This window comes from Opitutus sp. GAS368, assembly GCF_900104925.1.
Lineage (GTDB): Bacteria > Verrucomicrobiota > Verrucomicrobiia > Opitutales > Opitutaceae > Lacunisphaera.
The window spans coordinates 2,708,369-2,722,987 of record NZ_LT629735.1; the positions used below are offsets into that span (position 1 = coordinate 2,708,369).

Here is a 14,619-nt window from a genome sequence, read left to right on the forward strand (position 1 = left end):
CGCCAGTCTCAAGGAAGATCCTTTCGCTGGTAAAGCGACATATCACGTCCGAATACCGAGAAGGTTTCAACCAGCCGCAGGTGCCCGTCGCACCAAGCCTTGAGCTGCGGATAGAGGCGCCACATCTGCTGATCGTAGGGCCAGTGACCGTGGCCGGGCATCTGGTCGGTGAGGATCATGAAGTCGGTCGCCTGCAGTTTGAAGAACACCGCTTCGTCCGGCCCGGCGAGGATGCTGTCGGGCAGGTGAACGCCGAAAGGAATCCAGACTTTGTGCCGTTCGTAGCAGACCAGCCGGAGGATCCGCCCGTCAATGAAGTCGACGATCTGATCCACGCCGACACTCGGCGCGGCGAGGTTCCCCGCGCGGACCCTGGCATAAATATAATCGGATATCTGGCTGACGCGGACGGCGCTCTGCCGGAATTCCGGGGAGTAGGACGGCTGGAGCTCGTGGAGGACGAAGTAGCTGCCGCCGGCCGAAAGGGCGGCGAGAGCGGGCAAGGCCGGCAACCAGCGGCGCCAGGCCGGGTCGGGGCAAAACTCAATCCGGCTCCACAAGACCTGCCAGAGCCACAGAACCAGCAGCACCACGCCCGGCACGAGGACCCCGAGGACCGCCTCCGATTTTTGCTGGTGAAGGGTGAGGATCACCGCGGGCACGAGCAGGAAGACCAGACCGAAAAAAAAGATGCCGGGGGCGAAACCGGCGGCCGGTTTCCGCGGGTGGCACGCGAGGAGCAATAGCAGCAGGCCGGTGAGGCCCGCCACCGTCCAGCCAAACCAAGCGCCGAGATACAGGTCACCCAGGTGCCCGATGACAAATTTCGCCGACTGCCCCAGATCGAAACCCAGCAACCGGGCGGCACTCTCGGCGCCGGTCACATGACCAACCCAATAATAGCCCAGGATGCCCTCCCGGTTGACCCAGAAGACGGGGAGCGCCAGCGCGGCGGCCACTCCGCCCGCCAGCAACAAATTGAGCAGACGGGGCCAGCGGTCCTTGGTGCAAAGCAGCCAGATGACGAGGAGAACGAAAATCGGGGCGAAATAGGCACCGGCAAGGAATCGCTCCAACAGGGTCGCGCCCACGGCCACCCCCAGGGCGAGCGACCAGCCTTTCGAACGAAAGCCGTCGGTCAGCAGGGCGACGCAAGAGGTCACGCCGAACAGGCACATCGCCCCATGGTCGAGCCGGAAATCGACCGCCGAGCCGGCCTCCCCGGACCAGGACCGCGCCGCGCACAACACCAGGCCGAAGCCCATCCACGCAAGAACCCGTGAGCCCGTCACCCGCGGAATGGTGAACAGCAGCGCGGCCTGCCAGGCGAGGAAGACGAGCAGGTTCAGGCTGAGCGCGGCGCTCCGGGAAGCGGAACCCGCGACCCAGAAGATCAGCACGGCGCAGGTATTGTGCAGCTTGCCCTGCACGGCGGGCGTGTCCCAGGCAAACTTCAGGCCGGCGGCCAAGCCGTGGGCCTGCATGTGATCATAGGCGTAGTAGGATTCGGTGAGATACTGGATCTGGTCGTTCCAGCGCGGGTAGAGCGACGCGTGATCCCGGGAGGCCATGCGGTCGAACAGCAGAAACTCGGCCAGCATCAGCACGCCGGCGAGCAGCCACATCCGGATCGGGAGGGTGTTGCGCGGGGCGGTCATCATCAGGGGCGGGCGGTGTAGACCCAGCGGTTGGCCTCGAGCCAGCGCAAGGTCCGCACGATGCCCTGCTCGATCGTGAGCCTGGGCTTCCAGCCGGTCGCCAGGATTTTCTTCGTGTCGAGAAAGATGAACGGACTGTCGCCGATCCAGCCGCGGTCGCCGCCGGTGTATTCGAGCTTCGGCTTCAGGCCGAGTGCGGCGCAGATGTGGCCCACGCTGTCGTTGACGCGCACGTATTCCGCCGTGCCGAGGTTGTAGACCTGCGTGCGGTGCTTCGCGTCGCGCGCGGTGCGGGCGCGGGTCACATGGAGCAGGGCATCGATGCAGTCCTGCACGTAGAGATAGCTCTTGCGCTGCTGCCCGTCGCCGAGGATGCGGAGCCGGTCGGGATGTTCGACCAGCTGCCGGTAGAAATCAAAGACGTGGCCGTGGGTGTAGCGTTCGCCGAGGATGGAGACGAAGCGGAAGATATAGGCCTCGTCCAGCTGGCCGCCCTCGGCGTAGGCGGAGAGGAGGGTCTCGCCGGCGACCTTGCTGGCGGCGTAGAGGGAGGTCTGCACCGGGAACGGCGCATCCTCGGGCGTCGGGATCAGCGTGGCTTCGCCGTAGGTGGAGCCGGTCGAGGAGAACGCGATGCGGCGGACGCCATGGGCGCGCAGGGCCTCGAGGACGTTGAAGGTGGCGACGGTGTTCTGCTCGAGATCCTTCTTGGGATGGGCCCAGCCGTCCTTGATGTCGGCGTTGGCGGCGAGGTGGAAGACGAAGTCGGCGCCCGCCATCGCGGCGGTCAGCGCGGGCAGGTCGAGGTTGTCGCCGCGCACGAGCCGGAAGCGCGGGTGCTGGCGCGTAGCCGCCAGGAAGCGTTCCTGGCCGGTCGAGAAATTGTCCCAGCCGGTGACCGTGACGCCGTCCGCCAGGAGACGGTCGACGAGGGAGGAGCCGATGAAGCCGGCGGCGCCGGTGACAAAAGCGTGTTGCATGGAGGGAATCAGCCGGGGAGGCGTTGCGCGCGCGGCTTCAGGACGTAGCCGATAACGAGATTGCAGAAGACGAAGGGCAGGAAGGGCAGGGGAAAATGGGCGCGGCGCTCGATGGTGAAGAAAGGGTGCAGTTCCGCCAGGATCTCGGGCACGAGGTTGATATGTTCACGGCCGTAGAACTCGACGTAAGGGGCGGTGAAATGTCGATACCAGACGCGCTGGGCGGAGAGGCGGCGCGCCAGGCCGTAGGCCGGACTGCCCTCGGTGGGGATGACGATAAGCAGTCGGCCGGTCTCCTTGTTCACGAGCCGGTGCAGCTCGTGCAGGCAGGCGGGCAGGTCGGGCAGGTGTTCGAGCACGTGGATGGCGAGGATGCGGTCGAAGAAGCCGTCGGCGAAATCCATGCGCCGCTGGCAGTCGCCGACGACGGTCTGGACGGCGGGGTGGCGCCGGCGGATGTCCGCGGCCATGTTCTCGCGGTATTCGTTGCAGTAGTAAGCCCGTTCCTGCTCCGGGGTCAGTTTTTCGTAGTCGAGGTGCTCGCCGAGGCCGGCGCCGATCTCGAGCGTGGTGCGGAAGCCGGCGGGCGAATGCCGCACGGGCCAGGTGTGGTTGAAGCGTTCGACGAGTCCGTAGCGGGAGCGGCCCGCGAGTTCCTCGTGCCAGAGCTTCATGAACTGGTTGTTGCGCGCCTGCTGCTCGGGCGTGAGCGGCGGCAGGATTTTCGGCCACTTGGCGGTCGGCATGGTGGGGGTCAGTGGCGCGGCTCGAAACCGACGGACTGGTCGACGATGAACCGGGGGCGCCCGCGCACCTCCTCGTAGATCCGCCCGATGTATTCGCCGAGGATGCCCACGCTGATAAGCTGGATACCGCCGAGGAAGGAGATGAGGATGACCAGGGTCGGATTGCCCCAGAGGATCGTCCACCCCATTAATTTGTAGAAAAGGTAGATGCCCATCAACAAGAAGGAGAAGCCGGCGATCGCGAAGCCCAGCATGGTGCTGAGCTGCAGCGCGTAGGTGGAGAAACAGAAGATGCCGTTGAAGCCGATGCGCAGCGAACCGAGGAAGCGATTGTAGTGGGTCTCGCCGGCGTGTCGCGGCGGCCGGTCGAAGGGGAGCAGGGTCTGCCGGAAGCCGACCACCGCCACCATGCCGCGCAGGAAGCCGTGCGACTCCTTGAGCTTGACCAGCTCGCCGACCACGCGGCGCGACATCAGGCGGAAATCGCCGGTGTTGGGCGGGATCGACACGTCGGCGATCTTGTTGATGACCTTGTAGCCGACGGCGGAGACAAGCTGCTTGATCCAGGGCTCGCCAGTGCGCTGCCGGCGCTGCGGCAGCACGATGTCGAAGCCGGCGCGCCACTGCGCCATCATCTCTTGGATCAGCTCAGGAGGATCCTGCAGGTCGACGTCCATGACAATGACGGCCTCGCCGCGGGAGTATTCGAGGCCGGCCAGCGTGGCCATGGGCTGGCCCACGCGGCGGGAAAACTTCAGGAGCTTGATGCGTTCGTCGCCGGCCCGGTGCTCCCGGATGACCCCCTCGGTGCGATCGGGGGACGGGTCCATCGAGAAAATGATCTCATAGTCGCCGGTGATCGGGGCGAGGATGGCCTGCACGCGCCGCAGGAATTCCAGGATGTTTTTCTCCTCCTTATAGACGGGGACGATGATCGAGAGCAGCATCGGCCCTATTCATCACGGAGCGGGCCGATAAAATCAACCCTTGGTGCGCCCCGGGGTCAGGCGGTCATGCCCCAATCTGGAAAATCGGCCCAGTTCCTTAAGGCGTGTTGCTAAAATGATGGAACCGGGTGGCAAGCGACGAGTCGAAGCCGAGGCTTGGATTGACTGATCGCCAAACAATCCCCGCGCTGGCGCGCGATGGTTTGCTCCGGCCGCCAGTAGGAATGAGCTTTACCGCTAACTCCAAAGGACAGCACAAGGACAGCGCCAAGATAGCGCAAGGATGAAGTAAGGACCTAGTAAGGCAGCACGAAGGCAGTTCGAAGGGAGACCAGGTTGAGCCGGCAGCCAGCCAGTCAGCACCCCGGGACCGACCGTCTGCCCGGCACCTTGGCTATTTGAAGTTTATTAACCTATCTTCCCCGACCTGGGGTAACTGGCAAACGGGATTGGTTTAGAGGGGGATTCAAATTAGGACACCACCGGTCAATCCAGCCGGAAACCGAGTTTCCACGCGAATTCGATGAACGCGCTTTTGCGCAGGTAGCGCATGAGGCGGGGATGGTTCTCGATTTCGCTGGCGGGAAAGCGGCGGCCGTGGGTGCGCTCGCGCAGGCGGGTGATCTCGCTCTGGCCGGTGCTGTGCATGAAGGCGGCGGTCTTCTGCGCGACATGGGAGCGGAAGCAGGCCAGGAAATACGGCACGCGCACGATCTTCGCCCCGGCGGCCGAGAAGCGCAGCAGCAGGTCCCAGTCGATCGCGAAATGGAAGGAGGTGTCCAGCCCGCCGGCCCGGTCCCAGACCCGGCGCCGCCAGAACAGGGTTTCCTGCGGCACAAAGTCGTTCAGCCGGAGCACCTCGTCGTCGTGGGCGGGCAGGAACCAGCGGGCGATTTCCCGCGACTCCTCGTCGACCACGATGCGGTGGCCATAGAGCACGTCCACCTCGGGATGCCGGGCAAAATAGTCGGCGACGAAGGCCAGCGCGCCCGGCATGTAATAGTCGTCGGAATTGATCCACGCCATCACGTCGCCCGGCCCGCCGCTGGTGCGGGCGAAACCCTTGGCGATGGCGTCGGCCTGGCCGGCGTCGCGCTGGCTGGCCCAGGCGTGGAGGCGCGGGGCCTGTTGGCGGATGAGTTCGGCGCTGCCGTCGGTCGATCCGCCGTCCAGCACGACATACTGGCAACTCACGCCCGGCTGCTCGTCGAGGACGCTGCGCATGGTCTGCTCGAGGTAGCGGGCCTGCTGGTAGGAGGGTGTGACGAGGGAGAACCTGGGGCGAGCGGCAACCGGGCCGGGAGCGGGAAACGTCTCGGGCCGGATCGCGCGGGGCGGGTAGGCCATGTGCGCCGGCATTTGGAAGAACATCAGCTCCGTCCACTCCCCGCCGCCGAGCCAGAGCGGCAGCAGCTGGCGCTTGATGTGCACGGTGCGTTCCATGATCGGCATCCAAGTGTTGTTTGCCAGCTGCACCTCGATGCGCAGCTCTTGGCGGCCCGCGGGCAGGGTGCCGCGGATCTCAAAGCCGGTGTGGTCATCGGGCGCGGCCGGCAGGGCGGCTTTCACGTCGGGCCGCGGCAGCCCGACGACGCCATGCAGCGTCCGGTCGGTGGTGCGCAGACGGACGCCCGTAACCGCGCGCGCATCGTCCGCAAAGCACCAGCCGCGGATGATCACGCAGCGTGACGGGTGGTCCCAGTCGGCGGGCTGATCGATGTAGGCCTGGAGAGACACAGTGGCCGCGGCGCTCAGACGAACTTCAGCTTGCGGGCGGCGAAGAGCACCATGCGCAGCAACAGCCAGCCGTGGCTCCAGCGCTGGATGTTAGTGGTGCCGTAGGTGCGCTCCTTGTAGCGGATGGGCACATCGGCGATCTTGAGGTTCAGCTTGGCGGCGCCGAAGAGCAGGTCGAAGTCCCCGAAGGGGTCGAAGTCCCCGAAGTAGGCGCGGTTGGCGGCAATCCGCTCGTAGTGGGCGCGGCTGAGCACCTTGGTGCCGCAGAGCGTGTCCTTCACCGGCTGGCCGAGCAGCCAGGTGAAGATGATCCCGAAGGCCTTGTTCGCGCAGAGGTTCAGGAACTGCATGGCCTCCTCGTCCATCGGGTAGACGAGCCGCACGCCGTTGGCGAACTCGGCCCGGCCGCTCGCGAGCACGTCGTAGAATTTCGGCAGTTCCTCCGGCGGCATGGTGAGGTCGGCATCGAGGATCATGAGGATGTCGCCGGTCGCGGCGGCAAAGCCCATCCGCACGGCGTCGCCCTTGCCCTTGCCGGTCTGCTGCATGATCTTGATTTTCCGCTGTGGAAATTCGTGCTGCACGCGCTGGATCTCAGCCCAGGTGTCGTCCTTGGAGTGGCCCTCGACAAAAATCAGTTCGGTGCCGGCGCCCATGTCAGGCGTGCGCCGGACGGCGGCCTCGATGTTGCCGGCCTCGTTGCGGGCGGGGATGATGACCGAGACCGTGCGCGGCGGCGCAGCGCGGGGTCGTGCGGGCCGGGCCACGCAAAAATTCGTGAGGCAGAACCAGCTTAAGACCGGCGCCAGCCAGCGGTTGACGGGATGTTCCAGGCCGAGGCAACGCACCGGCATCAGCAGGCGTGGCTGGATCGTCAGCGGGCTCCAGTCGGCGAGCTGGAGCAGGTTGCGGGCGTCCGCCGGGCTCAGCCAGCTGTATTGCGGCTGCGGGGCCCGCAGGCCGGTGAGCGATGCGAACGCGAACAGCGGGCGCCAGAGCGCCGAGTAGTAATTGATGATGAGCCGGGTGTCGGCGTGCGTGACCCGGTGCAGCTGCTCGAGCAGCAGCTGCACGTCCGCCGCGAGGTTCAGCGTGTCGGAGATGATGATGCAGTCGAATTTCTCCGTGAGCGCCAGGTCCTCGCCGGCCGACACATGGAACTCCGCATCGGGCACGCGCGCGCGGGCCGCGGCGACCTGGGTGGTGGAAAGGTCGACGCCGACTTTGCGGCCGGCGCGCAGTCCCCGGAGCAGTTCGCCTGAGCCGCAGCCGATTTCCAGCACCGAGGCGCCGGCCGGGATGAGAAGATTGTAGTAATGCGCCAGCCACATGCGGTAGTAACGGCCGTCCTCGCTGACCGCGGGCGGCGCGGCGTTGAAGAAGCCCCGGATCTTTTCCAGGTGCTGCCGGGTGAGGGCGGAGGAGGCGGGCATGTCAGAGGTTCTCCTTTTCGAGGACAATGAGCAACCGGGCGGCGAAAATGCGCGGGAAGGGCGCGGTGAGAAAATCCAGGGAACGCACGAGCCCGTGCAGGAAGCGGCCGCCGAGCTGCGGGCCGGAAAACCCACCGGAGGCAAAGTAGTCGAACGAAGCGAGCGGGCGCACCTCGCGCAGGTGCCAGCCGTTAAGGCGGGCGCGACCCTCTCCCCACCAGAACAGGCGGGTGGCGGAGCCTTGGGCGGCATAGTAGTCCGCGTCGGCGGCCGAGAAGCCCTCGGGAGCCTCCCATGTGATCGGGTCGCGCACTGCGACCGGTTCATGATGGAAGAAGTGATAGACAAACCGTCCGACCCAGCTGGCCGCAGGTTCAAACAAGATGAGCCGGCCGCCGGGCGCCAGCGCGCGCCGGAATTCCCGCAGGGCGGTGCCGGGGTAGCGCAGGTGATGCCACACATCGAATAGGATGAGGTGAGAAACTGAGCCGTCGGCAAAGCTCAATTGGTAGCAGTTTTCCTGTCGATCCAGCCACGGATTGGGGAAGAGGTCGGTAGTCATGCACTGCGGGATGACATCCTTGATGCGCCCCATGCCGGAGCCGAGTTCAACCACGGGACCGGGGATCGTGGGATCTATCCGGCTGGCGATCCGTCCGTAGAAATCATGATAAACCTTCCGGAGCATGGGTTTGCGCGCCCAAGCCTTTTGATTGCGCTGAATTTCCGTGTTGTGCTGTGCGAGTGGGAGTGCGCCAATGACTTTCATGGCAGGAACGGTTCGACCAGCCAGGCGTCCCGGCGGCGGCATGCCCTTTCGGAACTTACGGTTTCTGGAGAGGGCATCGGTGGTCGGACGGATTTGGCAAATGAAAAACGAGACTGAAGGCAGCCGCTTTTTGCCTTTTGCGTCGAGTAGAATTTGCCTCCCGGCGCAGTGAAGGGAGACGAACGCGGCAGGCTGCCCGACTTGCTATCAGTGGCTGAAAGCCAAGACCCGCCAGTCGGGCAGGACGTTCTTTCCGTCGCTGGCCGGAATCCTGATCTCCTCCATGTGTGTGAAACCGAGGGAACTCATGCGGGCGGCGAGGTCGGGCCGTTGCGCCATGACTGAAACCGACTCCAGATACACCAGGCGGTTGACGGCCGTGGTGGCCGTGGTTTCCAGTTCGGGCAGCACGATGAACGGGTTTGGGATCGGCCGGGTGAAGCTAAGTGTCGAGCGGATGACGAAATCGTGGGCGATCACCATATCGCCCGGTTTGATCACACTCGACAGCTCGGCGCACAGTGTGCGCCAGTTCGAGGAACGCGAGAATCCGGTATCGAACGTGGGGTCCTGGTGGTAGCTGTGGGTCTGAAAAATCGCCGAGGCCACCGCCACCACGGCAATCGTGCCAACGGCGGTCGTCAGCCCCCTGCGAGTCCAGTTTGACCCGGTCCCGGCGCAGCGGAGATCGTCCAGATACTTGAACCCCAGGGCGGTCAGAAAGGTGACAAAGAAATAATGGATGACGAAGTAGCGGGGCCAGACGGAGAGATTTTCCACTTTGAAGAAATATCCGACCTGAAATGCCAGCGAAATCCCGATGCACAGGGCCATCAGGAGCCCCCGACGTTTGAACTCCTCGGGCACCACGGTTGCGACGAGGTCGAATTTTCTGCTGAAAAGCAGCGCGGTCGCACCTGCGATGACTGCCGGCCAGAACCAGAAGAGAAACTCAGTGAAGCCGTCCCGGCCCGTCATGTGCCCTGACAACACAAGGTGAAAACCATCGGAGAGCTGGGGCCACAGTCGGGTCCCTTCCTGTCCCCAGCGACCGACATCGGCTCGCTGCCGGTGCGACTCCAGATAGGGCCAAGTGGCGATCAGCACGATAATATAACTGAGTGCCAAGTGAGAAAGATAGCGAAGCGGGGCAGCCCTGCGCCGGAAGGTCAGGAACAAAAACTGCCCGATGGCCGGAAATACAACCCAGCTTTGCAGATAAAACCCGGCGCTCAACAGCACACCATACGCGGCGAACCAAGCCACATCCGCCCAGGCGCGCCCGAGAGACCTTGTGTCCAGGCGCAGCACCAGCCAGGTCGACCAGACATAGAAGGCCACACCGACGATGTATTCCCGGATTTGCAGGACATGCATGAACAAGTAGGCGTTGAACGAAAAAATGCCGATCAAGAATAGCCGGGAAACCAGCCGCCAGCCCTGCGAAAGCGCGATCAGCCCTTGCAGCGAAACCCAAAGAAAGAAGATGTTAACCAGCCGGAAAAAGAGCACATCATGCGTTTGGGCCACCCGCATGAGGGTGTTCTGCATCAGATAGTAGAGCGGCTGGTAGGCATAGGGGTTGCCGGTATCGAGCACCATCGCCCAGGTGGGAGGAGTCGCCGGAGTGTCCAGAGTGAACGGCCGTCCGCCGTTGATGATGGCCAGGCGGATTCCCTCATCCGTGCTGATGCCTTTCAAATCGATCATCATTACATAGGTCGCAATGACCACCATACACGCCAGTGTGAGAGCCAGGCGTGCATCTATTGTTTTAGGCTGGAGTGTCATGTCGTTGGGAGAGACGTGGGTTGGCCGGACTGTCGCCAACGGGAAATCAGTAACGGTTGGCCGGGTCGGCGAGGTATTGGTCAAGCACCTTGGCGAAGTTTTCCCGGTCGCGGTAATGGTCCTTCATTATTTTTAAATACGCCTCGGTGTGGACATCATGATCAAAAAGGAAAGTCAACGTGAGCCCGTTCACCGGTAGGCCGGCATCACTCTGATACATGGTGTATTTGGGTTGCAGGCGGAAATAACCGGTCAGCATCAGGACAAAGATTGCGGTGAAAGAAACCGGGAGCGCCCAATGGGTGTCTTCCGACCGGAGCGGTTCCCGCCGCCATGCGGCAAAAAACGCGGAAAGGCTGAGCGACCACACCAATAACAACGGCACTTGGGGAAAGATGCTATATTGGGCGGTGAAATACCGCTCACTCATCAGCAAGGTCATGCCCAGTCCGGTGGCCAGCAGGAGCAAAATGAACGCCTTGATTCGCAGTGGAACCGAGCGCAACGAACATACTGCGAGGGCCGCCACCGTGGCACTGATGAAAAGGGCGGGAGTTTCCTTGAAAAACTGCAGGAATTCCCGGGACACGTCCGGCTTGCTGGCCAGTAAATCGTGCATAAGAGGGCGGGGATTGACCAGGACGTGCAGGACGCCCGCGAGGTAATCCGCGGCACTCGATTCCGTCATTACCGTCCGCAGCGACAAATAGCTGATGGAAAGCGCCACCAGCGCGCCGGCTCCCAGCAAGGCCAGTTCGCGACTTCGCTCGAGGAGAAACGACCAGAGACGATGGCGACGGGTCCAAAGCGTCAGCGAGGGCAGGACAGCTACAAGGACGGCCGCGATTCGCAGCCGGAGAATCACAACCGGGTCGAGTTCCGCATGGTATTTCGCAACCTGGAGCAGCAGCAAGAGGACGGACGCTCCGCTGGCGGCGGGCAACAGACCCCACCAAAAATCCGTTTGGCCGGAGCGCGGAACGGATGGCGGCACACCAGTGCCGGGAGTCAGGGCAGCCAGCCAGCACCATCCGTAACAGACAGCGAGGTAGCACATGCCGGGCAATTTGGTCAGGGCGGCCAGTCCAACAAACAATCCAGACAGAAAAAGCCAGAAATACTTCCTGGTTTGATGGGGTGTGGCGGTGGCCCGCCACACGCAGGCCAGCGCGAGCACATTGCCAAATCCCACACAGAGAAGTTCGGGCCGCGTGAGCAGACCGTGGAAAAGCAGCCCGGCGCTCCCGCACAATAAAATCACGGTCAGACAGGGGGATTCGAGATTGCGGGCAACCGAGCCGGTCAGCCACGCGGCGGAAAGGATGACGAGGAAAACCAGCACGCGGCTGTGGACCCGGCCAACGCGGATCAAGGCTGGTATCTCCTGCAAGGGATCCTCGCTCGCGCCAAACTTCTTGAGATTCCATACCGGCAGCAGCCCGGCATAATGCCTGACGCGGTAGTCGAGGGCCAGGAGGTATTTCAACGGCAGGCCGGGCTGGTCGATGCCATGGGGCGACACATTCGAATTGATCGACAGGGCGTCGACCATGTTGTGGGCGTTCATATCCGTGTTGCGATACCACGGATCAGTCCGGGAAATAACGGTCATCCAAACCCCGGCGAGAATCAGGGAGACCAGAGCCAGTGAAACAACAATCAGACGGTGCAGGTTAAATTGGGAAACGCGGAACGACCTGCCCGGCCCGGTCGGAGAGGATAAATCCTGATGGCGGCCGGAACCTGCTTCCGCCGCAAAGTTGTCCTCGGTCGGGTCGCGTGACGATCGGTTCATGGGGACCTGAATCCCTCCAGTCGGATATTGCGAAACACGAAATAGTAGGAGTCGGGGGCCAGCGCGGGCATTTCCATCGTTTGCAATGTCCGTCCCTCGGCCCGGCCGTGCATTTCATAGTGCTCCCGGGCGCCTTGTTCCAGCGGGATGTTATGGGTGACGAGGTGTTTCATCACATCCGGGTAGCGTTTGAGATAGTCCAGCCAGTCCGGTTCATTCTTGAGAGATACATCCCTGAACTCCACGATATTTTCCCCCTTGCGCGGAATCAGTTTCAAAGTCTGGTCCAGCCAGGTGGTCCGGTCCTCGATCCGGTAGTGTTGCACGGGTTCGCCATTGAAAAGCACTTCCACGGCGGCTTTGGCCCGCACATGCAGGCGGAGGCTGAATGACAACTGCAAGACGGCCAATTCGGGTGTGGGGGGGATGGTAAGCGAAATGGAGGGCCGTCTCGCCCAGCGGATATAGGGAAGGTCCCATTGGGGGAAGGGCCCTTCGGTGGGCAGCAGCCCCTCCCCCGCGATCACCTTTGTATCCCGGGACAGCACCATTTCAGTCACAAAAATCGAGCGGCCGTTGGAAGGCCGGCTGAAGTCAATCGGTTTGTAGGCCGCGGACATTTGCGGCAGGTAGGGGATGGCGCCGACGCCGATTTCCGCTCCTGATTTCTCATCCAGTGCTCTAAATACCAGGCGATGAAATGGCCGGGTGGTCGCAATGGTGGTTTCGTCATCGGCGGTGAAAGCAGCCAGGGGAACGGTGGTGCCGTCATCGTTTTCTTGGACGACCACAAGGCGCGCCTGATCCTCGGGATTCAGCCCCTCCAGCATGATATGCGTTTGCGCCGGGTCTTCCGGTTGCCGGGGCGCGGCCGAGAGCGTGATCAACAGAAACCGATTGCTGTCGACCGGGGCGGTGCGGCCGGCATGGGGCTCGATGCCGAAATAATCACGGGTCGACGCGTCTCTTCCGATGGTCGCGAGAAATTCCACCCCGGCCGTTCGCTTGGTCGGAATGGGCACCAAGGTGTAGATGGAAAGCCGCGAGAGATTTTGGTAGTCCGAGTTGCGCGATTGGGACGAGCGGGACAGAATACGGTAGGCGTCGGGATCGCCTTCGCTTCGGGAGGTAAACCGCTGGTCCCGCCTCAGGGTCATGAGCGGGAAGATGCGCTCGTTGGCGCCATCCGTGTCGATGTTGATCCGGGTTTGGCGGGACAAGTGGTATTCCAGTAGCAAGGGCAGACTGGGCAAACCGGGCGGCACGAAGGCGGCATGCAGCAATGGGTCAAGCGGCCGGCTGGTGTTCCTGAGTAGATAAATCCCGCCGGACCAGCCCGCCACGAGCGCAACCAGAAGCAGTGCCAAATAACAGGCATACCGTGCGACGGTCCGCCGCTCGCGGCCGGCGTCAATGACCCCGGCAACCCCCGGACTCAGCAGCGCCAGGGCGGGCACGAAATTCCGCGGATCGGAAGAAAACCCTGTCGGCAGGAGAAGGCTGGCGGCGATCCAGCCGAGGCCCAAGCATACTGACCATGTGGCGCCCGCGCTGAGTTTCCGGTAAGTTATCAGGCAGAAGGCCGCACCAAGGAGAAACAGCAGGCCAGCAAGGCCGAATCCCACACTGTCTTCGTTCAGAACGAGGAGGGGTGGGTGGGGGCGCAGGAACTGCATGAATCCGAGCGAATTGCCGGGGGCCGACTCCGCTTTTTGCCCGGGAAACGCATAATCAAGAATCTGCCTTACCGCGTCACCTTTCTCGACCAGATTGATGAGAACGAAAGGAAGGGTAAAGGCGCAAGCCAGCGAGGCCGGAATGATCCAAGCCCGGAGACCGTCGCCCTCGTTGGTCCGCCAGCGCCAATATAGCCAAGCCGACAGAAGCAGTCCGGCGGTGAGCAAAAAAAGCAGGGCACCCAGGTCGCTGCCCGCTGACAAGCCTACCGCAAGGCCCGTCAGGGTGGCATAGCGCATTTGCCTGGTTTGCTTCCAGCGCAAGGCAAAGACGAGGGCGCAAAGCATGGCGGCGCCGACCGGCAGGTCGGGCGTGGTGGTGGCGGCCTGGGCAAGCACCGGGGTGGCTGTGAGCACCAGCCAGCAGGCAATCAAGGAAGCGTCGGCTCCGAAGGTTCCCAGGCGGCAGAGGCGGTAAGCGGCGATGCCACTGACAACCCATGCGGCGATATTGAAAAAGTTGAGGCACTGCAGCGGGGCGCCGTAAATCAACCCGAAGAGCTGGAGCAGATTGTAGTTGAAAGGCAGATAGATTTGCCGGGGATCAGCCGCGGTAAAATGGGCCAGATTGCCCTGGCCGAGATAATACATGGCCCGGGGCAGATGATAGATGAGGGAGTCGGAATTGTTGGGCTCATAAGTGTAAGCCACCGCCAGACTGGCGAAAGCCAGCGGTCCGGTTGTCAGGATGAAGGCGCCAAGCAGCCAGCGATGGGGTCTGGTTTCTGGCGAAGAGAAATCGGCTTGGCCCTCCGGCGCGAGCAACATCGACACCAGACAGGTCACCACGGCGAGAAGTGACGAGGTGCTGAAAAACCATACAGGCTCGCCCAACCAGTGAAGCATGGAGAGAAACAGGCTGGTGGCGACAATGTTGCCCCAAGCCAGCAGAGCGGCCGCCAAGAGTTGTTCCGGCACGCGCGGAGTCAGACACCGCGCAGCCCCGATCGATGTCCAGATCAGGATGAGAGAATGGAGGAGAAAGAGGTCCATGAATCCAACCGGATGCGCTCAGGACCAGCCATTC

At 62.9% G+C, this 14,619-nt stretch carries 10 protein-coding genes; all 10 read right to left on the bottom strand.

Annotated features, from left to right (window positions below):
• Window positions 1-8: 8 nt before the first annotated feature.
• Complete coding sequence (locus BLU29_RS11540; protein ID WP_091057996.1) at window positions 9-1,661, bottom strand: hypothetical protein; 1,653 nt, start codon at window positions 1,659-1,661, stop codon at window positions 9-11.
• Window positions 1,661-2,638: an NAD-dependent epimerase/dehydratase family protein gene (locus BLU29_RS11545; protein ID WP_091057999.1), complete on the bottom strand. Its 978-nt coding sequence runs from the start codon at window positions 2,636-2,638 to the stop codon at window positions 1,661-1,663. Before BLU29_RS11545 ends, BLU29_RS11540 begins: the two co-directional genes overlap by 1 nt.
• Before the next feature lie 8 nt (window positions 2,639-2,646).
• Complete coding sequence (locus BLU29_RS11550; protein ID WP_091058001.1) at window positions 2,647-3,384, bottom strand: class I SAM-dependent methyltransferase; 738 nt, start codon at window positions 3,382-3,384, stop codon at window positions 2,647-2,649.
• 8 nt (window positions 3,385-3,392) lie between these two features.
• Window positions 3,393-4,331 carry a glycosyltransferase family 2 protein gene (locus tag BLU29_RS11555; protein WP_091058004.1) on the bottom strand — a complete coding sequence of 313 codons (939 nt, stop codon included), beginning with the start codon at window positions 4,329-4,331 and terminating at the stop codon, window positions 3,393-3,395.
• Window positions 4,332-4,817: 486 nt separating this feature from the next.
• Window positions 4,818-6,068: a glycosyltransferase family 2 protein gene (locus BLU29_RS11560; protein ID WP_091058007.1), complete on the bottom strand. Its 1,251-nt coding sequence runs from the start codon at window positions 6,066-6,068 to the stop codon at window positions 4,818-4,820.
• Window positions 6,069-6,082: 14 nt separating this feature from the next.
• The gene (locus BLU29_RS11565) at window positions 6,083-7,501 is read right to left on the bottom strand and encodes a bifunctional class I SAM-dependent methyltransferase/glycosyltransferase family 2 protein (protein ID WP_197677696.1); all 1,419 of its coding nucleotides are present in this window, start codon (window positions 7,499-7,501) and stop codon (window positions 6,083-6,085) included.
• 1 nt (window position 7,502) lies between these two features.
• Window positions 7,503-8,270, bottom strand: a complete 768-nt coding sequence (locus BLU29_RS11570) for a class I SAM-dependent methyltransferase (protein WP_091058010.1) — start codon at window positions 8,268-8,270, stop codon at window positions 7,503-7,505.
• A gap of 207 nt (window positions 8,271-8,477) precedes the next feature.
• Complete coding sequence (locus tag BLU29_RS11575; RefSeq protein ID WP_157693812.1) at window positions 8,478-10,061, bottom strand: hypothetical protein; 1,584 nt, start codon at window positions 10,059-10,061, stop codon at window positions 8,478-8,480.
• Between the two features lie 46 nt (window positions 10,062-10,107).
• On the bottom strand, window positions 10,108-11,856 hold the full coding sequence (locus BLU29_RS11580) for a phospholipid carrier-dependent glycosyltransferase (protein ID WP_157693813.1): 1,749 nt from the start codon (window positions 11,854-11,856) through the stop codon (window positions 10,108-10,110).
• On the bottom strand, window positions 11,853-14,585 hold the full coding sequence (locus BLU29_RS11585) for a hypothetical protein (RefSeq protein ID WP_091058016.1): 2,733 nt from the start codon (window positions 14,583-14,585) through the stop codon (window positions 11,853-11,855). The genes BLU29_RS11580 and BLU29_RS11585 overlap by 4 nt, the downstream gene beginning before the upstream one ends.
• Between the last annotated feature and the right edge of the window lie 34 nt (window positions 14,586-14,619).